Consider the following 20183-nt stretch of genomic DNA (forward strand, 5'->3'; position numbering starts at 1 on the left):
GACGAGCCCGCCTTTACACCCGGTCGACACCGGTGCCGACGACACGGCCTCCGTGCGGCCCAGGCACCGGCGGCCCAGGCACCGGCGGCCCAGGCACCGGCGGCCCGGACCCGGCGGCTCCGCAACCGACAACTCAGATCGCCTTGACAATTTTTTTTGTCGGTTGGATGCTGGAAGTGCGCTGAACGTCGACGAGTCCGCTCCGGACGGCCGACGGCATCGCCCGGTCGCCGTATCGCACCCGAGCCCGGCGGCCTGCGCGGTCGACGTGCACGCCGAGCACCGCAGACCGGACACGACTCATCAAGGGGACCCGAATGCGTACTCTCATCAGCACCGCCTTCATGTCGCTCGACGGCGTCGTGGAGGCCCCCGGCGGCGAACCCGGCTACCGGAACTCCGGATGGACCTTCAAGAACGTCGAGTTCGTGCCCGAGGCGTACGCCATCAAGGGGCAGGAGCAGAAGGAATCCACCGCGATCCTGCTCGGCCGGGTCAGTTACGAGGTGTTCAGCCCGGTGTGGCCGGACATGGAGGAGTTCGCCGACTACAAGGCGATGCCGAAGTACGTCGTCTCCACCACCCTGGCCGAGGACCGACTGACCGCGAACTGGGGCGAGACCACGATTCTGCGCTCGCTCGACCAGGTCGCGGCGCTCAAGGAGACCGAGGGAGGCCCGATCATCGTCCACGGGAGCGCCTCCCTGAACCAGAGCCTTTCGGACGCGGGCCTGATCGACCGCTACCACCTGCTCGTCTTTCCGCTGCTGCTGGGCGCGGGCAAGCGCCTGTTCAGCACCACGGACAAGGACACCCAGAAGCTGAAGCTGGTCGAACACGAGGTCTACGCCAACGGGCTGCAGAAGAACGTCTTCGACGTCGTCCGCTGACGGGCTCCGGCATCGCACTGCTGCCGCCGCCCCCTGCTGAAATCGTCGGCGGGCGAGCGATGAGTTCCGGCGCCGAGCGGGGTCTGCCTCTGCACAAGCGAAAGCTGCGCACGAGCTCTTTAAGGGGACCAGGGACCATGACCACCCACGCACTACCACCCGTCGTCGACGCCGCAACGTGGGAGCGCCAACTCGAGGCACTGCGTGCCCGGGAGAAGGCCGCGACGCGCGAACTCGACGCGATCGCCGCCCAGCGACGTCGCCTGCCGATGGTCGAGATGCCCGACTACACCCTCGAGGGCGAGGACGGCCCCGTTCGGCTGGCGGACGTCTTCGAGGGCAAGCGGCAGCTGATCGTCTACAACCACATGTGGTTCGCCGGGAAGGAGTGGCAGTGCCCGGGCTGCACGGGGTTCACCGCGCAGTTCACCCGCCTGGAGTTCCTGGACAACTACGATGCGCGATTCGTCATCGTCACCCAGGGCCCCATCGAGGAGGCACTCGCCTACAAGCAGCGGGTCGGAAACCGGATGGCGTGGTACTCGACTGCCGACAGCGCCTTCGGGGCCGACGTCGGCGCACCGCCCGACGGAGGCTTCGCGGTCAACGTGTTCCTGCGCGACGGCGACACCGTCTTCCGGACCTGGCACACCGACGGCCGGGGCACCGAGCAGCTCAGCCACACCTTCGCGCTGATCGACCTCCTGCCGTACGGGAGGCAGGAGGAGTGGCAGGACTCGCCCGAGGGCTGGCCCCAGTCGCCCACCTACAGCCGGTGGGGGACGTCCAAGGACATCGCCGCCGCCTACGGCTCGGACTCCCGCGGCGACTGAACCGATCTCGGCCGGAGCCCCCCTCCCGATCGGCAAGGGGGCTCCCCGGGGCCGCACAACCGCCCCGAAGCACGAGCCGACCGGCAGCCCTCACGGCACCTTCGACGACGCGATCCGCCAGGCGCAGCCCGGAGCGGGCCGGTCACCGTCGTCCTGCCGGGTGCGAAGTGGTCCGCTCTCTCGCCCGGAAAATGGTCCGCGCGTTTGGACGGACGCGCGCATACGGTCAGGTCATGACCGCCACAGCGCCCACTGCGATGAACATCGGTGTCTTCCTCTCGGCCGGTGATCTCGACGAGCTCTACACCCGGCCGACCCGTGAGTTCGGGGACCTGATCGGCAGGGCGGGACACACCCTGGTGTGGGGCGGGTCCGATACCGGACTGATGAAGGTCGTCGCCGACGCCGTACGGGAGTCGGGAGGGCGGCTGATCGGCGTCTCGGTCGACTTCCTTCGGAAGTGTGCCAGGAAGGACGCCGACGACATGACGTTCGCCGAGGACCTCGCCGAACGCAAGGCGCGGTTGCTTGCAGTGTCCGACGCCCTGGTGGTGTTGCCCGGAGGCGTGGGCACCCTGGACGAAGCGACCGAGGTCCTCGAGCTGAGGAAGCACCGGCTGTACGACAAGCCCGTGGTGCTGCTGAACACGGCCGGCTTCTACGACGGTTTGATCCTCCAGCTCCGGCGCATGGACGACGAGGGGTTCCTGCCCTCGCCCCTCGCAGAACTCGTCTTCGTCGCGGACACGGCCGCCGACGCGCTCGCCCACCTGGAGAAGTCCGTGGGAACGGATCACGGGACCGCGACGGCACGACCCACCGGCTGACGGATCGCGCCGGCTTCCGGCCAGTCCTCCCCACGCCTCCTTCCCGATCGAGGCCGGCGGCCCCAGCGCCCGACACCCCGCAGGACCACGCCACCCGCGGCCAAGGCACAACGCTCCCTCCTCGGAGCCACTTTCTAGGGCATCACCCTGCACAACGCGTCCAGTGCACCCGCCCACGCGCTGTCCGAGGGCGCCGCGTAGTTGACCACCAGGGCGTCCCGTTCGGGCAACCGCCACCCGGAGTCGGCCGCTTCGTGGCCGAACTGCCTCAACCCGCCGACCGCCAGCCCTTCTCGGGCCGCCGCCCGGACCACCGAGCTCTCGGTTCCCCGCGGCAGCTCGAGGACCGCCTGCAGCCCTGCCGCCATGCCGGTCACACGAATGCCGGGGGCTCTCCGCCGCAGGGCCGTGACCAGTTCGTCGCGGCGACGCCGGTAGCGCAGCCGCATCGAGCGCACATGACGGTCGTAGCCGCCCGAGGTGATGAACTCCGCGAGCGTCAACTGCTCCAGGGCGCTCGTCATGTAGTCGCCGTGTCCTTTGGCCGCCACGATCTCCGCAACGAGTTCCTCCGGCGGCACCATCCATCCGAGCCGTAGCCCGGGGGCCAGGGACTTGCTCACGGAACCGAAGTAGACCACCCGCTCCGGATCGAGGCCCTGCAGGGCCCCTACCGGCTGACGGTCGTACCGGAACTCCCCGTCGTAGTCGTCCTCCAGGATCAGGCCACCCGTGGCACGCGCCCAGTCGACGGCCGCCGCGCGCCGCTCCGGGCTGAGCGCGACGCCCGTCGGGTACTGGTGCGCCGGAGTCGTCAGCACCGCGCCCACTCCTCGCAGTCGGGCCAGGTCGTCGGTGCGTGCGCCGTGTTCGTCGACATGAAGGGCCGGGATGTGCAGACCGGCGTTCGTCAGCAGGTCGCGATACAGGCCGAGGCCGTAGGCCTCCACGGCCACCGCCCGTACCCGTCGCGCCCTGAGTGCCTGAGCCATCAGCGCCAGACCGTGATGGAAACCGGAACAGACGACGATCCGCTCCGGTTCGGCGTACACCCCGCGGGCCCGCGCCAGGTAGTCGGCGAGCGCGGTGCGCAGTTCCACCCGGCCGCGGGCGTCGCCGTAGCCCAAGGCGTCGTTCGGCGCGGCGGTGAGTGCCCGGCGGGCCGCGGCGAGCCACTGCGTGCGCGGAAAGTTCGCGAGATCCGGCGAACCCGTCAGCAGGCCGTACCTGGCACGGTGCGCGTCCGGCCTCGCTCGGGGGGCTTCGGACGCGGCCCTGTGCGGCTTCGCCCGGGCGGCCACCCGGGTCCCGGAGCCCTGCTGGGCGGTGAGCCAGCCCTCCGCGACCAGTTCGGCGTACGACTCGACCACCGTGTTGCGCGAGACACCGAGATCCGCGGCGAGTGAGCGGGAGGCCGGCAACCGGCTGCCGGGTGCCAGCCGCCCCGTGCGCACGGCCTCCCTCAAGGCCTCCGTGAGCCCTGCACGTAGGCCGGGCCCGCGCAGCTCCAGATGGAGGTCGGCGCCGAACGCGAGAGGTGGGGCGGCCGCGGACTTGGTCCGGGGATCTGCCATGTAAATGGACCATACCCCCATACCACTGGAAACGTAGCGTCGTGGGTGTGACGACGAAGCACCCGTGCGCACCTGGCGCCCCTCGGCGTACGCGGGCAGGTCCGCGCGTCTACGCGTCCGGAGTCCCACGGTCCGCGCACCACGGAGGCGGAAGCGAACCACCCGCCGGATCCCGTCCCTGGCCGCCCATGCGTCGTCGGAACGGCCGGCACACCCGACACCAGGAGATCAAGGTGGGCATCGTTTCCTCACTCGCACGACGGCCGCCCCTGGCACGTGCCGTCGACGAGTTCGTACTCACCACCATTCTGCTGTTCCTCGCGGTGACGGTCGTCCGGTGGCTGCGCGCCCCCGGCTCCGCCCTCTACATCACCGACCTGGACGTCGCACTCCCCGTCATCGGCGTGCTCAGCGGGATCATCCTCACCGGCCTGATCCTCAGCCCTCCCGGACGGCGCAGTGGAGGGCACGCCAACCCCGCCGTGACCATCGCCCTGTGGCTGATGAACGCCTTCCCCGGCCGTCGTGTACTGCCCTACGTGCTCGCCCAGCTCACGGGATCCGCAGCCGGTACGGGACTCGCCCGCCTCACGTGGGGGCGCGCCGTCTCCCTACCGTCGGTCGCGCACGCCGCGATCAGGCCCGCGCCCACCTGGCAGCCCGCCTCCGTCTTCCTCGCCGAGGCGGGCGGCATGGCCGCCCTGACCCTTGTCATCGGATTCTTCCTGGCCCACCCCGGGCTCATCCGCCTGCTGCCCTGTGCCGTCGGACTGTCCGTGGGGCTCGTGATCGCACTCTTCGGACCTCGCAGCGGGGGCTCGGTCAACCCGGCCCGCCAGTTCGGCCCCACGGCCTTCTCCGGAGAGACCACCGATCTCGCCGCCTACCTGGTCGCGCCGATTCTGGGTGCGGCTCTCGGCGCCGCGGTCCACCATCTGTCCGTCCGGCTCAACACCCGTGCGCCGACCGCCGCAGACACGAGGACGTCACACGGCGGAGGCCCCGCCGTCGCCGTCTCGCCGTCCACCTCTCCTCCACCGCCCTTGCCGGAACCGTCCGACGGGAACACGCGGCCCTCGCCACGCCGAGAACGTGCTTGAACCGTGCGAGGCGACGGTTCGCTGCCTGCGGGGCCGGGCTTGATGTGCCCCCGTGGGCGGGCGCGGTCCGCACCGGAGCGCCTCAGCCGACCGTTGGGGCAAGGGCGGCCGGCGCCGCTCTCGCGGCATCCAGGACGCTCGAGCAAACCTCGTCGCCGATCTGAACGACGTCCAACGGCGGCGCGCCGCGGAGTCCCCCGCTCGCGATGGCCCGGGGCACGGGCGGATCGCCGCCCGCGCCCCGGCGCGCTCACTACGCCTGGACGAGGTCGCCGGGACTGCTCGTCACGGTGCCCTGCGCGGCGGCGGCCCGCCGGCGGGCGAGCCTGCCGGAGAACCAGTAACCCGCGACCAACAGGGCGATGAGAACGAGCGTTTCGGTCGTTCCCCAGATCCACGTGGCCGCGCTCACCTCCTTGGGCGCGAGCTTGGGCAGTTCGCCGGGAAGGACCGTGGAGTGCCTGGCCACGTCGGCCTGGAAGGCCTGGTTGCGCGCCGAGCCGTGCAGGAAGGGTGCGACGAACAGCAACGCCGTCCCGAGGAGCGTCTCGACGGTGACCACGATGGGGAACTCCCGTACGAGGATCGTGCGCAACGGACGCGCGTCGCCCGCGGCACGCAGGGCGTCGAGCCTCGGGTGCAGCCAGAACTGGTTGAAGGCACCGAGGAGCAGCAGGACACCGAAGATGAGGATCTTCACGCCGAGCACGCGCCCGTACATCGTCGTGAACAGCTGGGAGGGACCGTCCACATGCTCCCAGTACAGGAACAGCCCCGAAAGGGCGATGGCGGCGACGCAGCTCATCGCGGCGACCGAGAAGCGGCGTATGGACGGCGACCAGAACGCCTCCCGGTCGGCGGGGGCGATCGCGCCCGGCAGGGCGAGCAGCGCGAGGCCCGCCAGTCCGCCGAGCCAGACAGCGCCGCCGAGCAGGTGCAGCATCCACATCAGCGTCTCGAAGCCGGTGCGGCCCCAGTCCTCCGGTACCTCGTCCGGGAACTTGGTGGTCCCCAGGGCGATCGCGCCGGCGCCCAGTCCGACGGCCGACAGCCACTTCCGGGCCCCACCCGCCGCCACTCGGCGTGCGCAGAGCGGGGCGAGCACCACGACTCCGGCCGGCACAAGGGTGACCTCGAGCCCGGACAGACGACCGGCGTTGCTGCCGTCGTACAGCGTGCTCCACGCCGCACCGTAGTCGTAGCCGCCGCCGTCCTCCGACGCGCCGTGGGCGAGTTCGGTGAGAACGGCGGGTACGGCCAGGAGCCCCACGACCACCGCGGCCCGGGCCAGACGGGCCGTCACCGCGGCGAGCGTGTCCGGCCCGATCCGGCGGGCGGCAGGTCCCACGGCCACCAGCGCAAGCGCGGTCAGACCGACACTGCAACACGAGGTGCCCGCCCCGGGGAAGGTTCAGCACCGCGGCTTCCAGCCGGCCGCCGCGTGGACAGTTCGGCTCGGGGCGGTGGCCCGGGTGTGCAGGGGTGTCCGAGGCAGCGGGATCGTCCCTGCCGGGCTCGGCCGGGGGCAGTCCGCAGGCTGCGGCGGCATGGGGGACCTGCCGTCTGTCGAGCCGCAGGCCCCGGCCGCAGAAACGGCGACGGTCCGGCAGTCCCACCCGTCATCGGCACCGCCGAACGACGATCGCGGGGCGCGCTCCCCCAGTCCGTCGACCCTCATCAGGACACCGGCCACGAGTCCGAAGACGGCGCCGGTGAACCCGCCGCCCCGCACGTCAGCACCCGTCGCGGCCCCCGTACGCGCCTGCACGTCGAGAGCCCTCACGGTGTCGCTCGGGCACACCGGCCTGCCGGCCACCGGTCGCTCCGGTTGGTTCGCCACGCAGATCCTCCTGCGCAACCAATCCGGCTCGACGTGCCACCTTCGCGGCTGGCCCGGCCTCACGTTCTTCGGCGACGGGGTCATCCGGGGCTGCAGTCAGGGCGACCCGTCACCCCGTTGCGGCAAGCCGTTGAGCACGTCGGGGCCGCGCGCCTTCTCGGTCACCCGGGCGTCCACGCATGACCATCCCGACATCTGGCTCGCCCCGGCACGCACCACCTTCTTCACGATCGTCTGGCAGGGCTCCTACGCCGGCTACGTTTTGTCGATCCGGCCTACGGCGTCGAGATCCGGGTTCCGGGCGATTCGCGCGCTCTGACTCTGACTTCGGACATCCAGATCAGCCCCTGCGAGGGGGAGCTCCAGGTCAGTCCGTTCGGCGTGGTGAGCTGACCACACGTGAGGCGCGCGTCGGCACAGCGTGCGGTCTCCCTCTGCGTTCCGGCCCCGGTCCCCACGTACGCCGATGCGCACTTGACGCCCTGAACGCCGACCGCCGGATCGGCAGCAACTCGCGTGAAGAAATACCGCGGCGGTGTCATCCGGGAGAGAACCCACGGGAGTTTGTACGGATGGAGAGGCGCCCTCCGTCCGCAAGCCAGCCTGGACCCCCTGTGGGTCCGAGTTCTGCAAGGAGTTGCCCGTTCATGAAACGGACGCTGAGGTATTTGGCCGGCCCGGCCGTCACGGCCGCTGTGGTCGGGATGGCCACGGTGTCGTACGCCGCACCGGCGAAGGCACCGCACGACACGGTCACGAAGGCGGGAGCGACGCGGGTCGCGGCCGCTCCGGCCTGGAAGGCCCGGGCCGCGACGACGGTGAAGCCGACGGCGAGGAAGAACGCCCCGGCGCCCCGGATCGTCACGCCCGGTGAGCAGGTGACGGCCGCCCCCGGTTTCCGGCTCTGGCTCACGGCCGAGGGCGAACACTGGACGGTGCCCACCTTCCCCGAACCGCAGTTCCGCAGCGTGGTCGACGGCAACATCGACCCGAACACCCCCGGAGTCTCACTCCAGTCCGAGACCAACACCAACCGCGCATACCTCTCCGGTCTGTACTACGGCGGCAAGGGCACCGCGTCCACAGTCGAGATCCAGACGCAGACCGGGACGGTGCACGGCAAGCTCATCGAGCTGCCCGGCCACCCCGGATGGGGCGTCTGGTACGCCACCACCCACCTCGAACCCGATGATGACCCCGTCGACTTCGTCTCCCAGGTCACCGTCCGCGACACCGAAGGCAGGATCTACGCCCGATTGAAGGCCCGGTGACCTCACAGGTGTTGCCGCCCTCCTGGCGAGCGGGGGCTGCCGTACGGGCCGTGCGGATCACTGACCGCAGGCGCAGCCCGAGGCCGCCGAGGTGCCCCCCGCGGCCTGGCCGGTGCAGCAGCCGTCACCCGTGGCGTCGGGGCCGGCGCTCTTGCCGAGGGTGTCGGCGTCGGCCTTGACGACGTAGACCTCCCAGGGCTCCCGGCCCGGGCCGTGCACCCACACCTTGTCCTGGCGGGCGTAGCAGCACGAGGTGTCGTTCTCCTCGAACGTGGCCAGGCCGGCGTCCTTGAGGCGGGTGGTCGCGGCGTTCACCTGCTCCGTGGACCCGACTTCGACGCCGAGGTGGTCAAGACGGGTCTCCTGGCCGGGCTCCCCCTCGATGAGGACGAGCTTCAGCGGCGGTTCGGCGATGGCGAAGTTGGCGTAGCCCTCACGCCGCTTGGCCGGTTCCGTCCCGAAGAGCTTCGAGTAGAAGGCGATCGACCCTTCGAGGTCACTGACGCGCAGGGCGAGCTGAGCACGGGACATGGCAGGGCTCCCATCGGCTTGCATTGATATCCATCGATGCAACCTTGCGCCTTGAATCGAAGACTGTCAACATAGACGCATGTCGAAGCAAGAACTTGTCGTGATCGGGCAGACCGATGAGGCCGGCGCGTGCTGCCCGGGACTGGTCTCCGCGCCCCTCGGCGAGGACCAGGCCATGGAGCTGGCGAGGCTGTTCAAGGCGCTGGGCGACCCGGTGCGACTGCGCCTGCTGTCCATGATCGCCTCGCGGGCGGGCGGCGAGGTCTGCGTCTGCGACCTGACCCCGGCCTTCGACCTGTCCCAGCCGACGATCTCCCACCACCTCAAGCTGCTGCGGCAGGCCGGACTGATCGACTGCGAGCGTCGGGGCACATGGGTCTACTACTGGGCGCTGCCCGCCACCCTCGACCGGCTCGCCGCGTTCCTGAAGACCCCGCAGACGGCTGAGACGACCACGTGACCGCCCCGCTCGCCCGCCGGGCCCTCGCCGAGGCCGTGGGTTCGGCCGCCTTGGTCGCAGTGGTCGTCGGCTCCGGCATCCAGGCCACCGAGCTGACCCGGGACATCGGCGTGCAGTTGCTCGCCAACTCCCTGGCCACCGTCTTCGGCCTGGGCGTACTCATCGCGCTCCTCGGCCCGGTGTCCGGCGCGCACTTCAACCCGCTCGTCACGCTCGCGGCCTGGGCCACCGGCCGCCGCGGCAAGGACGGGCCGACCGTACGGGACGTCGCCGCCTATGTCCCGGCCCAGATCGTGGGAGCCGTCGTCGGAGCCATCGTGGCTGATGCGATGTTCGGCAAGCCGCTGGTGCAGTGGTCCACGCACAACCGCTTCGCCGGTCACCTGTGGCTGGGCGAGGTCGTCGCGACCGCCGGGCTCATCCTGCTGGTCCTCGGCCTGGGCCGCACGGGCCGCACCCACCTGGGCCCCGTGGCCGTGGCCTCCTACATCGGCGCGGCCTACTGGTTCACGTCCTCCACGTCGTTCGCGAACCCGGCGGTGACCATCGGCCGGGCCTTCACGGACACCTTCGCCGGCATCGCTCCCGGCTCGCTCGGCCCGTTCATCGCGGCCCAACTGGTCGGCGCCGCGCTGGGACTGGGCCTGGTGCTCGCGGTGTTCGGACGCCCGGCACCCGCGCAGACCGGCGCCGTACCGCTTCAGGGCGGACCCGAACTCGCCGCCACCACCCTCCCCTGACCCGCCTCACCCGGAAAGACACCTGCCATGACCATCGCTGCCGAACGGCCGTCCGTCTTGTTCGTCTGCGTCCACAACGCCGGGCGCTCCCAGATGGCCGCCGCGTTCCTCACCCACCTCGCGGGCGACCGCGTACAGGTCCGCTCCGCCGGATCGGCGCCCGCCGACACGGTCAATCCGGCCGTCGTCGAGGCCATGTCGGAGGCGGGCGTCAACATCTCGGCCGAAGTGCCCAAAGTGCTCACCGTCGAGGCCGTCCAGGCGTCCGACGTGGTCATCACGATGGGCTGCGGCGATACCTGCCCCGTCTTCCCCGGCAAGCGCTACCTCGACTGGGACCTCGCCGACCCGGCCGGACAGGGCGTCGACGCCGTCCGCCCCATCCGCGACGAGATCGAGAAGCGCATTCGCGACCTGATCGACGAGATCGCGCCCGCGGAGTGAGCATGGGTACGGCGGCCGGAGTTCGCATCGCGGCCATGGGCCCCGAACACGCCGACGACGTCCTGACGATCTACCGGCTCGGCATCAACGAGGGCAACGCCACCTTCGAGACGACCGTGCCCACCTGGCAGCACTTCGACGCCACCAAGCTGCCCGGACACCGGCACGTCGCCGTCGACGGGACAGGCAGGGTGCTCGGCTGGGTCGCAGCCGTGCCGGTGTCCGACCGATGCGCATACGCCGGCGTCGTCGAACACTCGGTGTACGTCCACCCCGGCAACCGCGGCCGGGGCGTCGGGTCGGCTCTCCTGCGCGCGCTGATCACCTCGACCGAGGCGGCAGGCATCTGGACGATCCAGTCAGGCATCTTCCCCGAGAACACCGGCAGCCTCGTCCTGCACCGCAAGGCTGGGTTCCGCGTCATCGGCACCCGCGAACGCATCGGGCGGCACCACGGCGTATGGCGCGACGTCGTACTGATCGAACGCCGCAGCCCTGCTGTGGCATAGCGCGCGCCCCGGGAGGCCCGGTGTCCGGCGCCGTTCCGAGACACCGGCCCACCTCAGGACGACGGCTGTATCGTCCTCGCCGGCCTCGGCCGGCACCTCCGCGACGGGCCCGTGGCGCCGCCGCGCACCTCAGTGCACGTGTCCGCTGGCCGCAGCGTCCTTCTTGACCGTCAGCGGCAGCAGCTTCTTGCCCGTCGGGCCGATCTGGATGGCCGTATCCATCTGAGGACACACCCCGCAGTCGAAGCACGGCGTCCAGCGGCAGTCCTCGACCTCCGTCTCGTCGAGGGCGTCCTGCCAGTCCTCCCAGAGCCAGTCCTTGTCGAGGCCCGAGTCGAGGTGGTCCCAGGGGAGGACCTCCTCGGCGCCGCGCTCCCGGGTCGTGTACCAGTCGACGTCGACGCCGAAGTCCGCCAGGGCCTTGTCCGCGGAAGCCATCCAGCGGTCGTACGAGAAGTGCTCGCGCCAGCCGTCGAAGCGGCCGCCGTCGTCGTAGACCGCGCGGATGACGGCACCGATCCGGCGGTCGCCCCGGGAGAGCAGGCCCTCGACGATGCCGGGCTTGCCGTCGTGGTAGCGGAAGCCGATCGAGCGGCCGTACTTCTTGTCGCCGCGGATCTTGTCCCGGAGCTTTTCGAGGCGCGCGTCGGTCTCCTGCGCCGACAGCTGCGGGGCCCACTGGAACGGCGTGTGCGGCTTGGGGACGAAGCCGCCGATCGAGACCGTGCAGCGGATGTCGTTCGAGCCGGAGACCTCGCGGCCCTTCTGGATCACACGCATGGCCATGTCGGCGATCTGGAGGACGTCCTCGTCCGTCTCCGTGGGCAGGCCGCACATGAAGTACAGCTTCACCTGGCGCCAGCCGTTGCCGTAGGCGGTGGCGACGGTACGGATCAGGTCCTCTTCCGAGACCATCTTGTTGATGACCTTGCGGATGCGTTCCGAGCCGCCCTCCGGGGCGAAGGTCAGACCGGACCTGCGGCCGTTCCTCGTCAGCTCGTTCGCCAGGTCGATGTTGAAGGCGTCCACCCGGGTCGACGGGAGCGAGAGGCCGATCTTGTCTTCCTCGTAGCGGTCGGCGAGGCCCTTCGCGACGTCACCGATCTCACTGTGGTCGGCCGAGGACAGGGACAGCAGGCCCACCTCCTCGAAGCCGGTCGCCTTCAGGCCCTTGTCGACCATCTCGCCGATGCCGGTGATCGAGCGCTCCCGGACCGGGCGGGTGATCATGCCCGCCTGGCAGAAGCGGCAGCCGCGCGTGCAGCCGCGGAAGATCTCGACCGACATGCGCTCGTGGACCGTCTCAGCCAGGGGGACCAGAGGCTGCTTCGGGTAGGGCCACTCGTCCAGGTCCATCACCGTGTGCTTGGAGACGCGCCACGGGACGCTCGACTTGTTCGGGACGACGCGGGCGATACGGCCGTCGGGGAGGTACTCCACGTCGTAGAAGGCCGGCACGTACACCCCGCCGGTCTTCGCCAGGCGGAAGAGCAGTTCCTCGCGGCCGCCCGGGCGGCCCTCCGCCTTCCAGGCGCGGATGATCCCGGTGACCTCCAGGACCGCCTGCTCGCCGTCGCCGATCACCGCGCAGTCGATGAAGTCGGCGATCGGCTCGGGGTTGAAGGCCGCGTGGCCGCCCGCCAGGACGATGGGGTCGTCGACCGTGCGGTCCTTGGCCTCCAGGGGGATCCCGGCCAGGTCCAGGGCCGTGAGCATGTTCGTGTAGCCGAGCTCGGTGGAGAAGCTCATGCCCAGGACGTCGAATTCCTTCACCGGGCGGTGGCTGTCCACCGTGAACTGCGGGACGCCGTGCTCCCGCATCAGGGCCTCCAGGTCCGGCCAGACGCTGTAGGTGCGCTCGGCGAGGACGCCCTCCTGCTCGTTCAGGACCTCGTAAAGAATCATGACGCCCTGGTTGGGCAGGCCGACCTCGTAGGCGTCGGGGTACATGAGGGCCCAGCGGACGTCACAGGCGTCCCACGGCTTGACGGTGGAGTTGAGCTCGCCGCCGACGTACTGGATCGGCTTCTGCACATGCGGGAGCAGAGCTTCGAGCTGCGGGAAGACCGATTCGGCAGACATCTCGCGACTTTCGTGAGCTGGACGGTACTGACGGGGGTGACCATCAAGCCTAACGCGGCCCCGACCCCTCCTCGGACGCTCGAGGGGCTGTGGGCGGCCCGGACCTCCCCCACGCCCGGCTAGATCCGCACCTGCCCCTGCACCGACCGCCACAACTCGGGCAGTGCGGCCTCGGCGGCCGCCGCACGCTGCTCCTCCCGCCCGTACAGCACGCCATAGGTGAAGGAGTTCTCCTTCGCCGCGTAGGCCGTGGCCGACAGCTCCCGGAGCGTTTCGCGGGCCATCACGCTGTCCTGGTGATCACCGAGCACGGTCTGCAGGGATTTCATCGACTTCACCAGGGACTCGGCGGGCTTTCCCAGGGCAGGCGCGGCGGCCTCCGCGGCGTACCGGGTGCGCTTGGTCTTCTTGCGGGCCTCGTGCATCGCCACGTCGCGGTCGTGGCCGGGCGGCAGGTCCAGTGCCTGCCCGACCAGGTCGGCGACTTTGCCGAAGTCCTTCCGTACGGCCTTGGCGATCGCCTTGGCCGGATCCTTGGCGGCCGCCTTCAGCAGGGGCGGGTCGGCGACCAGGGCGTCCAGGGCGTTCAGCAGCCTGAGGTAGCGGTCGCCGTCCAGGACGCTGATCAGCCGGTTCCGGGTGCCGCCGCGCCGTTCGTTCGACCAGCTCTTCAGCCGACCCTGTACGGGGCCGGAGACCAGGGTCCGCGGCAGTTCGGACAGGGCGGTCGTCAGGTGCTCGGTGAGGACTTCCCGGTCGCGGTCGACGCCCAGCTCGCCGGCCAGCCATTTCAGGTCGTCGGCGATCGGGTCCGTGACATCCCGGTCCAGGACCTTGGAGAACGAGCGGAACGTGCTGCGCAGCCGGCGGGTGGCCACGCGCATGGAGTGCACGGAGTCGAAGACGTCACGGCGCACCGCGGGGTCCAGGTCGACGATCGCGTCCCGCTGGACGCGGACATAGGCGAGGACGTGGTCGCCCGCGGTGACGGGCGGCTTGTCGTCGCGCGCGGTGGTCCGAGCGGCCGGGGCGCCGGTCTCTTCCAGGGCTCTGGCCAGCTTGGACGGGGACGACGAGCGGCTCACCCCGGCCTTGCGGAGTGTCTTGTCGACCTTGTCGAGGAAGGCGGGGTCGCCGTCGTCCGCGAGTTCGACCTCGATCTCGGTCCACTCGGTGGCTCCCGCGCCGCCGCTGAGCCGTTCGGCGCGGACCCGGTCAAGGCTGACCTCGGCGAGCAGGGCGCCTTCGGCGTCGACGAGGTGGCGGATGTCGCGGGCGGAGCGCAGGCGCACGAGGGGGACGAGTTCGGCGTCGCGGACGCGGGAGCGGACAAGGCTCGACAGGTACCCGGGGACGGTGTCGGAGAGCGGGGCGTGGATCTCGTCGCGCACGCCCTCGGAGACCGGCAGTTTGAGGTGCCAGCCGGCGTCCGCGCCGCCGGTGCGGCGGCGCAGGGTCAGCGAGGCGCCTGCGAGCCGTTGGTCGACCGTGTCGTAGTAGGTCGCGTCGAGTTGCGCGAGGCCCTTGTCGACGACGGCCGAGACCCCGCCGACGCGGGTGAGGTCGGGCAGCTCGTTCCCGGCCGCGGCCTCGTACTTTCGCTCGATTTCGCGCTTCGTGTCCGCCATGAACCGAATCTAGTGGCAATCGGGCCGGGAGGGCAGGGCCGACCGGACTTCGTCCGGAACGCGCCCGCCGTTCCCGGCCCGACGGCGACCGTGCCGCTACGCCGACAGCGGCCGTTGCACCCGGATCGACTGCAGCAGGCCCACTGCCAGCCAGACGGCGAACATCGACGAACCGCCGTACGAGACGAACGGCAGCGGAAGGCCGGCGACCGGCATGATGCCGAGGGTCATGCCGATGTTCTCGAAGGCCTGGAAGGCGAACCATGCGATGATGCCGGCAGCGACGATCGTGCCGTAGAGCTCGGTCGTCTCCCGGGCGATCCGGCAGGCCCGCCACAGGACGACGCCGAGCAGCACGATGATCAGTCCGGCGCCGACGAAACCCAGCTCCTCACCCGCGACCGTGAAGACGAAGTCGGTCTGCTGTTCGGGGACGAACTGCCCCGTCGTCTGTGAACCGTGGAAGAGCCCGGCACCGGTCAGCCCGCCGGAACCGATCGCGATACGTGCCTGGTTGGTGTTGTAGCCCACGCCCGCGGGGTCCAGGTCGGGGTTGGCGAAGGCGGCGAAGCGGTTGATCTGGTACTCGTCGAGGATGTGCAGCTGCCATATGGCGATCGCACCCAGGGCACCCGCGCCGATCAGCCCGAACACCCACCGGTTGGAGGCGCCGGAGGCGAGCAGCACACCGAGCACGATGATCACCATGACCATGACCGAGCCCAGGTCGGGCATCAGCATGACGATCAGCATCGGGACGGCCGCAAGACCCAGGGCCTGGGCCACGGTCCGGTGGTCGGGGTAGGCCTTGTCCCCCGCGTCGACCCGGGCGGCGAGCAGCATCGCCATGCCCAGGATGATCGTGATCTTGACGAACTCGGAGGGCTGGAGAGAAAAGCCCCCGCCGAACACGATCCATGCGTGCGCGCCGTTGACCGTCGCGCCGAGCGGGGTGAGCACCAGCAGGATCAGCATCACCGAGATGCCGTACAGGATGGGCACGGCCGTGCGCAGGGTGCGGTGGCCGAGCCAGATCGTGCCGACCATCAGCGCCAGCCCGATCCCGGTGTTCATCAGGTGCCGGATCAGGAAGTAGTACGGGTCGCCCTGGTTGATCTCGGTGCGGTTGCGGGTCGCCGAGTAGACGAGGGCGGTGCCGATCAGGGACAGCGCCAGGGCCGACAGCAGTATCGGCCAGTCCAGACGGCGGGCCAGGCTGTCGCGGGCGAAGATCCGCGTCCAGACGGGCCGCTCGGGACCGTATCCGGAGACGGAGAAGTTGTTCGCTCCGGTCACGTCAGGATCCTCCGCCTCTTCTTCGGGCGGGCTGTGCGCCTACGGGTGTCGCGATTGGTCGAGGTCGGCGTGGGGACGGTGGCCGGCGGGTTGTCGGTGGGCATCCCCTGCTGGCCCTCACCCTCGGCCTGGTCCGCCTTCGGGTCGTACTTCTCGATCTTCGGGGCCGTGATCGATCCATCGGGCTGGATCTTGGGCAGGTCCTTCTGCGGGGTGTACAGCAGGGCCTTCTTCTTGTCGATCGAGCCGTCCTTCTGGACGCCGTACAGGGCGTCGTAGATGTTGTGCACGGCTTCACCGGAGGCGCCGGAACCCGTACCGGCCTGGGCGATGGTCATGATGACCGCGTAGTCCTTGGAGTAGGTGGCCAGCCACGAGGTCGTCTGCTTGCCGTAGACCTCCGCGGTACCGGTCTTGGCGTGCAGCGCGATCTTGTCCTGCGGCCAGCCGCCGAACTTCCACGCCGCGGTACCGCGGGTGACCACGCCCGCGAGCGCCTGTTCCATGACGTCCCGCGTCTTCTGGTCGATCGGCAGCTTGCCGTGCGACTTGGGCTTGATCTCGCTGACGTGCTTGCCGTCGGCGCTGATGACCGCCTTGCCGATGGTCGGGTTCCACATGGTGCCGCCGTTGGAGATCGCCGAGTAGATGACCGCCTCCTGGATCGGCGTCAGAAGCGTGTCGCCCTGGCCGATGGAGTAGTTGATCGAGTCACCCTCGCGCATCTTGTTGCCCTCGAGGCAGTTCTCGTACGCGATCTTCTGGACGTAGTCGCCGTCCTTCTTGCCGGTCTTGCACCAGCTGTCCTTGTTGGCCTCCCAGTACTTCTGCTTCCACTCCCGGTCGGGGACCCGGCCTGAGACCTCGTTGGGCAGGTCGATTCCGGTGGGCTTGCCGAGACCGAACTGGTGGGCGGCCTTGTAGAAGTAGTCCTTGGGCTGACCCTTCTTGGGGTTGATGCCGCCGTCCTTCTTCCACTCGTTGTCGGCGAGGCCGTAGAAAACGGTGTCGCAGGAGACCTCGAGAGCGCGGCCGAGCGAGATCGGGCCGAAGTTCTCACCTTCGAAGTTCTTGAAGACCTGGCCGCCGACCGAGTACGAACTCGTGCACGGGTAATTGCCGTCGAAGGAATAGCCGGCCTCGACCGCGGCGGCCGTGGAGACGACCTTGAAGGTCGAGCCGGGCGCCGACTGCCCCTGGATGGCACGGTTGAGCAGCGGGTAGTCGGAACCCTTGCCGGTGAGCTGCTGGTAGTCCTTGGCGGAGATGCCGCCGACCCAGACGTTCGGGTCGTACGTCGGGGCGGACGCCATGGCGACGATGCGGCCGGTCTTGGCCTCCATCACGACGACGGCACCGGAGTCGGCCTTGTAGTTCTCGCCGGTGATGTCGTCGAACTGGGTGCGGGCGATCTTCATCGCGTTGTCCAGCTCGTACTCGGCGACCCGCTGCACCCGGGCGTCGATGCTGGTGACCAGGTTGGAACCGGCCTGGGCGGGGTCGCTCTTGGCCTTGCCGATGACCCGGCCGAGGTTGTCCACCTCGTAGCGGGTGACGCCGGCCTTGCCGCGCAGCGCCTTGTCGTACTGGCGTTCAAGTCCGGAGCGGCCGACCTGGTCCGAGCGCAGATAAGGCGAATCGGTGTCCTTGGCCTGCTGGATCTCGTTGTCGGTGACGGGCGAGAGATAGCCGAGGACCTGGGCGGTGTTGGCCTCACCGGGACTCGGGTAGCGGCGCACGGCCTCGGGCTCGGCGGTGATGCCGGGGAAGTCCTCGGAGCGCTCGCGGATCTGCAGGGCCTGGCGGGGCGTGGCCTCGTCGGTGATGGGGATCGGCTGGTAGGGCGAGCCGTTCCAACAGGGCTGGGGCGTCTTGGAGTCGCACAGGCGGACCTTGTCCATGACGTCCTGCGGCTTCATGCCGAGGACGCTCCCCAGCTTGGTGAGGACCCCTTTGCCGTCGTCCTTCATCTTCAGCAGGTCGGTGCGCGAGGCGGAGACCACGAGGCGGGTCTCGTTGTCGGCGATCGGGACGCCGCGCGCGTCCAGGATCTCGCCGCGCACGGCGGGCTGGACCACCTGCTGGACGTGGTTGCCTGACGCTTCCTTGGCGTACTCGGAGCCGTTGCGGATCTGCAGGTACCACAGACGGCCGCCGAGGGTGCCGAGGAGCGAGAGGACAAGGATCTGGATGACGACGAGACGGATCTGGACGCGTGGGGTCCGTCCGGTCTCGGGGATGTTGCTCACTGCTGCTGCCCCCTCTCAGTGCACATACGTGTCATACGAGTACACGACCAACCTGTGTGAGCAGTCAGCCGCCTTACGGGTCGTCACAGCCGCTTGACCCCCTTGATACGGCCCGCACGGGCCACTCTCGCCTTGGCCGCCTTGACCCGGAGACCGCGCTGGCTGCCGATCCGCAGTCCGGTACCGGAGGAGAGCCAGCCGGAGGAGACGTCGGCCGCCTTGGTGGAGCTGGTCTCGGCGAGCGGGTCGTTCTCGGCCCGGCGGGCCAGGGCCATGATCCCCGGGACCACGAACGGCGCGAGCAGCAGGTCGTACAGGGCCGCCGTGAACAGCAGGCTGCCGAGGCCCACATGACGGGCGGCGGTGTCCCCGACAAGGGCGCCCACGCTCGCGTACAGCAGGGTCGAGCCGACCGCGGCGGCGACCACCACGACCATCGGGCCGGTGGCGGACTTCAGACGGCCGTTCTCGGGCCGGGCGAGTCCGGCGAGGTAGCCGATGACGCACAGCACGAGGGCGTAGCGCCCGGCGGCGTGGTCGGCGGGCGGGGCGAGGTCGGAGAGCAGGCCGGCGCCGAAGCCGACGAGACAGCCGCCGACGTGGCCGTAGACCAGTGCGAGACCGACCACGGTCAGCAGGACCAGGTCCGGTACGGCACCGGGGAGATGGAGACGGGCGAGCACACTCACCTGGATCACCAGGGCGACGACCACCAGGGTGGTGGCGAGCAGCATCCGGTTGAAGCGCATCTGGTTCAGCTCCTAGGGCGTCTGCTGCTGGTCTTGGTATTCGCCGGAGGCCGAGGGCGTGACGGTGACGGTCACGGTCGGCGTGGGCGTCGGCTGGGGCTTGGGCGGCAGCACGGCGTCGCGCGGGTCCTTCTTGGGCGCCTGCATCACAACACCGACGACGTCGAGCTTGGTGAAGGACGCGAACGGCGTGACGTAGACGGTGCGGGTCAGGTCACCACCGGACGGGTCGACCCGGGAGACCACGCCGACCGGTACGCCGGGCACGAAGGGCTTGTCGGCCTCCGACCCGAAGGTGATGAGACGGTCGCCCTTCTTCACGTCGGCCTTGCCGTTGAGCAGCTGGACGCGCAGCGGGCGGTCGCCCTGCCCGGAGGCGAAACCGAGTTCGTCGCTGCCCTCCATCCGGGTGCCGACCGTGAAGTCGGGGTCGTTCGCCAGCAGCACCGTCGAGGTGTTCGGGCCGACCGTGGTGACGCGCCCCACCAGCCCGTCGCCGTTGAGAACGGTCATGTCGCGCTTGATGCCGTCATTGGCGCCCACGTCGATGGTGACGGTCCAGGAGAAGCCCTGGGCCGCTCCTATCGCGATGACCTCCGCACCCTTTATGCCGTACTGGCCCTCGCCCGCCACCCGGAGCATGTTGTCGAGTTGCCTGAGGCGGCTCCGGTTGCGGTCGTCGCTGCCCAGCTTCGCCTTCAAAGCGGCGTTCGACCGCTCCAGTTGCGCGATGCGGTCGTGCCGGCTGCCGGAGTCGCGTACGGCGTCGATCGCGTTGCCCATGGGGTCGACGACGGTCGACACCCCGTTCTCGATCGGGCCGAAGACCGTGGCAGCGGCCTGGCGGGCACCTTCGACCGGTGAGTCCTGGCCGCCGCGGATGTCCACCGTGATCAGAGCGAACGCGATGGCGATCAGCAGCACCAGGAGCAGCCGGCTCTCTCGTGTGTCCCTCACGTGCGGCGGCCGTGCCTTCCTCGTCGGAATGTGTCGGGCGGGTCCCCCGGGTGCGCGGTACCCGGTGGGTGTGAACCCGGCGGGCAATACCTGGCAGGCACGACCCGGCGGGCGGAACCGAGGGGTGGTATGGGGGAGTTTAAGCCTCTATATCAATGATCCGCCGCACGAGAGGGAGTTCGTCTCGTACGGCGGAATCGGCT

Annotated in this window: 19 protein-coding genes; 10 read left to right on the forward strand and 9 right to left on the reverse strand. The window is 69.9% G+C overall.

Features of this window, described 5'->3' with window-relative positions:
- Positions 1–317 precede the first annotated feature (317 nt).
- From ADL25_RS33230 to ADL25_RS33240, 3 genes are all read left to right on the forward strand, one after another.
- Positions 318–890, forward strand: a complete 573-nt coding sequence (locus ADL25_RS33230; protein ID WP_059131592.1) for a dihydrofolate reductase family protein — start codon at positions 318–320, stop codon at positions 888–890.
- A gap of 137 nt (positions 891–1027) precedes the next feature.
- Complete coding sequence (locus ADL25_RS33235; protein ID WP_059131593.1) at positions 1028–1723, forward strand: DUF899 domain-containing protein; 696 nt, start codon at positions 1028–1030, stop codon at positions 1721–1723.
- 257 nt (positions 1724–1980) lie between these two features.
- Complete coding sequence (locus ADL25_RS33240; protein WP_059131594.1) at positions 1981–2550, forward strand: TIGR00730 family Rossman fold protein; 570 nt, start codon at positions 1981–1983, stop codon at positions 2548–2550.
- 134 nt (positions 2551–2684) lie between these two features.
- Here ADL25_RS33240 and ADL25_RS33245 read toward each other — a convergent pair whose 3' ends face one another.
- On the reverse strand, positions 2685–4124 hold the full coding sequence (locus tag ADL25_RS33245) for a PLP-dependent aminotransferase family protein (RefSeq protein WP_059131595.1): 1440 nt from the start codon (positions 4122–4124) through the stop codon (positions 2685–2687).
- A gap of 233 nt (positions 4125–4357) precedes the next feature.
- On the opposite strand from ADL25_RS33245, the gene ADL25_RS33250 reads away from it, so the two are divergent.
- On the forward strand, positions 4358–5224 hold the full coding sequence (locus ADL25_RS33250) for an MIP/aquaporin family protein (RefSeq protein ID WP_234381126.1): 867 nt from the start codon (positions 4358–4360) through the stop codon (positions 5222–5224).
- Between the two features lie 253 nt (positions 5225–5477).
- On the opposite strand, the gene ADL25_RS33255 is transcribed toward ADL25_RS33250, so the two are convergent.
- Entirely contained in the window at positions 5478–6572 is a 1095-nt protein-coding gene (locus ADL25_RS33255) for a copper resistance D family protein (RefSeq protein ID WP_199839246.1), read from the reverse strand.
- Positions 6573–7008: 436 nt separating this feature from the next.
- Between ADL25_RS33255 and ADL25_RS33265 the strand changes: the two genes are divergently transcribed.
- Together ADL25_RS33265 and ADL25_RS33270 are read left to right on the forward strand one after the other, a co-directional pair.
- Positions 7009–7383, forward strand: coding sequence for a hypothetical protein (locus ADL25_RS33265; protein WP_059131597.1), 375 nt, complete (start codon positions 7009–7011; stop codon positions 7381–7383).
- Positions 7384–7711: 328 nt separating this feature from the next.
- Positions 7712–8335: a hypothetical protein gene (locus ADL25_RS33270; protein WP_059131598.1), complete on the forward strand. Its 624-nt coding sequence runs from the start codon at positions 7712–7714 to the stop codon at positions 8333–8335.
- A 57-nt stretch (positions 8336–8392) separates the two neighbouring features.
- Here ADL25_RS33270 and ADL25_RS33275 read toward each other — a convergent pair whose 3' ends face one another.
- Positions 8393–8866, reverse strand: coding sequence for an ArsI/CadI family heavy metal resistance metalloenzyme (locus ADL25_RS33275; RefSeq protein ID WP_059131599.1), 474 nt, complete (start codon positions 8864–8866; stop codon positions 8393–8395).
- A 79-nt stretch (positions 8867–8945) separates the two neighbouring features.
- On the opposite strand from ADL25_RS33275, the gene ADL25_RS33280 reads away from it, so the two are divergent.
- Genes ADL25_RS33280 through ADL25_RS33295 form a run of 4 tightly spaced genes read left to right on the forward strand, consistent with a single transcriptional unit; the run spans position 8946 to position 11019 of the window.
- The gene (locus tag ADL25_RS33280; RefSeq protein WP_059131600.1) at positions 8946–9326 is read left to right on the forward strand and encodes an ArsR/SmtB family transcription factor; all 381 of its coding nucleotides are present in this window, start codon (positions 8946–8948) and stop codon (positions 9324–9326) included.
- Positions 9323–10066 (forward strand): aquaporin, encoded by a 744-nt coding sequence (locus ADL25_RS33285; RefSeq protein ID WP_059131601.1) that lies wholly within the window; start codon positions 9323–9325, stop codon positions 10064–10066. The genes ADL25_RS33280 and ADL25_RS33285 overlap by 4 nt, the downstream gene beginning before the upstream one ends.
- A 27-nt stretch (positions 10067–10093) precedes the next feature.
- Positions 10094–10510 carry an arsenate reductase ArsC gene (locus tag ADL25_RS33290; RefSeq protein ID WP_059131602.1) on the forward strand — a complete coding sequence of 139 codons (417 nt, stop codon included), beginning with the start codon at positions 10094–10096 and terminating at the stop codon, positions 10508–10510.
- Between the two features lie 2 nt (positions 10511–10512).
- Positions 10513–11019, forward strand: coding sequence for a GNAT family N-acetyltransferase (locus ADL25_RS33295; RefSeq protein WP_059131603.1), 507 nt, complete (start codon positions 10513–10515; stop codon positions 11017–11019).
- A 129-nt stretch (positions 11020–11148) separates the two neighbouring features.
- Here ADL25_RS33295 and ADL25_RS33300 read toward each other — a convergent pair whose 3' ends face one another.
- The 6 genes from ADL25_RS33300 to mreC all read right to left on the reverse strand — a co-directional run bounded on the left by ADL25_RS33300 (position 11149) and on the right by mreC (position 19980).
- Positions 11149–13101: a TIGR03960 family B12-binding radical SAM protein gene (locus tag ADL25_RS33300; protein ID WP_059131604.1), complete on the reverse strand. Its 1953-nt coding sequence runs from the start codon at positions 13099–13101 to the stop codon at positions 11149–11151.
- Positions 13102–13220: 119 nt separating this feature from the next.
- Positions 13221–14729, reverse strand: coding sequence for a CYTH and CHAD domain-containing protein (locus ADL25_RS33305; protein WP_059131605.1), 1509 nt, complete (start codon positions 14727–14729; stop codon positions 13221–13223).
- Between the two features lie 96 nt (positions 14730–14825).
- Positions 14826–16025 (reverse strand): rod shape-determining protein RodA, encoded by a 1200-nt coding sequence (gene rodA / locus ADL25_RS33310; RefSeq protein ID WP_059131606.1) that lies wholly within the window; start codon positions 16023–16025, stop codon positions 14826–14828.
- Positions 16022–18274 (reverse strand): penicillin-binding protein 2, encoded by a 2253-nt coding sequence (mrdA, locus tag ADL25_RS33315; protein WP_059131607.1) that lies wholly within the window; start codon positions 18272–18274, stop codon positions 16022–16024. Before mrdA ends, rodA begins: the two co-directional genes overlap by 4 nt.
- 83 nt (positions 18275–18357) lie before the next feature.
- The gene (mreD, locus tag ADL25_RS33320; protein ID WP_059131608.1) at positions 18358–19023 is read right to left on the reverse strand and encodes a rod shape-determining protein MreD; all 666 of its coding nucleotides are present in this window, start codon (positions 19021–19023) and stop codon (positions 18358–18360) included.
- A 12-nt stretch (positions 19024–19035) separates the two neighbouring features.
- A complete protein-coding gene (gene mreC / locus ADL25_RS33325; protein WP_059131609.1) occupies positions 19036–19980 on the reverse strand; it encodes a rod shape-determining protein MreC in 945 nt (314 codons plus the stop codon).
- Positions 19981–20183: the final 203 nt, after the last annotated feature.

The sequence above is a fragment of the Streptomyces sp. NRRL F-5122 genome (assembly GCF_001507435.1).
Lineage (GTDB): Bacteria > Actinomycetota > Actinomycetes > Streptomycetales > Streptomycetaceae > Streptomyces > Streptomyces lannensis.

Coding starts and splice junctions, on each gene's coding strand:
- ADL25_RS33235 (WP_059131593.1), top strand. CDS start 1,028: ATGACCACCCACGCACTACCACCCGTCGTCGACGCCGCAACGTGGGAG.
- ADL25_RS33290 (WP_059131602.1), top strand. CDS start 10,094: ATGACCATCGCTGCCGAACGGCCGTCCGTCTTGTTCGTCTGCGTCCAC.
- ADL25_RS33305 (WP_059131605.1), bottom strand. CDS start 14,729: ATGGCGGACACGAAGCGCGAAATCGAGCGAAAGTACGAGGCCGCGGCC.
- ADL25_RS33230 (WP_059131592.1), top strand. CDS start 318: ATGCGTACTCTCATCAGCACCGCCTTCATGTCGCTCGACGGCGTCGTG.
- ADL25_RS33275 (WP_059131599.1), bottom strand. CDS start 8,866: ATGTCCCGTGCTCAGCTCGCCCTGCGCGTCAGTGACCTCGAAGGGTCG.
- ADL25_RS33295 (WP_059131603.1), top strand. CDS start 10,513: ATGGGTACGGCGGCCGGAGTTCGCATCGCGGCCATGGGCCCCGAACAC.
- ADL25_RS33280 (WP_059131600.1), top strand. CDS start 8,946: ATGTCGAAGCAAGAACTTGTCGTGATCGGGCAGACCGATGAGGCCGGC.
- ADL25_RS33270 (WP_059131598.1), top strand. CDS start 7,712: ATGAAACGGACGCTGAGGTATTTGGCCGGCCCGGCCGTCACGGCCGCT.
- mreD (WP_059131608.1), bottom strand. CDS start 19,023: ATGCGCTTCAACCGGATGCTGCTCGCCACCACCCTGGTGGTCGTCGCC.
- ADL25_RS33240 (WP_059131594.1), top strand. CDS start 1,981: ATGAACATCGGTGTCTTCCTCTCGGCCGGTGATCTCGACGAGCTCTAC.
- ADL25_RS33245 (WP_059131595.1), bottom strand. CDS start 4,124: ATGGCAGATCCCCGGACCAAGTCCGCGGCCGCCCCACCTCTCGCGTTC.
- ADL25_RS33300 (WP_059131604.1), bottom strand. CDS start 13,101: ATGTCTGCCGAATCGGTCTTCCCGCAGCTCGAAGCTCTGCTCCCGCAT.